Source organism: Brevibacillus borstelensis, assembly GCF_003710865.1.
GTDB classification, from domain to species: Bacteria; Bacillota; Bacilli; order Brevibacillales; family Brevibacillaceae; genus Brevibacillus; species Brevibacillus borstelensis.
The window spans coordinates 1-917 of sequence record NZ_RHHO01000070.1 but is presented as its reverse complement, the minus strand read 5'-3'; the positions used below and the strand labels follow the sequence as shown (position 1 = coordinate 917).

The 917-nt window shown below is 51.5% G+C and carries 1 protein-coding gene and 1 pseudogene; both read left to right on the top strand.

The annotated features are described in order from the left end of the window. A pseudogene (locus EDM54_RS25290) lies at positions 1 to 168 on the top strand (pyridoxal 5'-phosphate synthase lyase subunit PdxS); the annotation flags it as partial. Positions 169 to 176: 8 nt separating this feature from the next. After that, positions 177 to 755: a pyridoxal 5'-phosphate synthase glutaminase subunit PdxT gene (gene pdxT, locus EDM54_RS25285; RefSeq protein WP_171505955.1), complete on the top strand. Its 579-nt coding sequence runs from the start codon at positions 177 to 179 to the stop codon at positions 753 to 755. Positions 756 to 917: the final 162 nt, after the last annotated feature.

Sequence of the window (917 nt, the reverse complement as noted above, 5' to 3'; positions counted from 1 at the left end):
AAATCGGAAAATCCGGAGAAATTTGCTCGCGCGATCGTAGAAGCAACCACACACTACACTGACTATGAACTGATTGCCCGCGTCTCCAAAGGACTGGGTACAGCTATGCCGGGTCTGGAAATCTCCAAGCTGCGTGAAGCAGACCGCATGCAAGAGCGCGGATGGTAAGGTGACCGATCATGAAAATTGGCGTTCTTTCCTTGCAGGGAGCTGTCGCTGAGCATATCCGCATGCTGGAGGCAGCAGGTGCGACGGCAGTTGCAGTTAAAAAGGTGGACGAGCTTGAAGATCTGGACGGATTGGTCATTCCCGGCGGAGAGAGCACGACCATCAGCAAGCTGATGCATAAATACGGTTTTATCGAAGCGCTGCGCGAGTTTGGCCAAGCAAGAAAACCGATATTCGGTACATGTGCGGGAGCGATTTTGCTCGCCAAACGCATAAACGGCCAAGACGACTGCCATCTCGGATTGATGGATATCAAGGTGGAGCGCAATGCCTTTGGCCGCCAAAAGGAAAGCTTTGAGGTCGAGCTTCCGGTCGCAGGAGTAGCGGCGGATTATCCAGCCGTTTTCATCCGCGCGCCGTATATCATGGAAGTAGGCGAAGCCGGTCAGGTACTTGCCAAGTATGAAGAAAAGATCGTGGCTGCTCGGCAAGGACATTATTTGGCGGCAGCATTCCATCCGGAGTTGACGGAGGATGCACGGCTGCATCAATACTTCGTCGACATGGTGAAGGAATACCGCGGCTGATTGTCCGTAAAAGATGCATGTCCAAAACCGGTACCGATAATGGTGCCGGTTTTTTTCACGATCTTTACACAGGTATAGAACCTGTAGTACAGTTAACAATAGAAGATAACAAACAAGGAACGCGATGAAGAGACTAGTACTTTGCAAGCGCTTGGCCCAGAG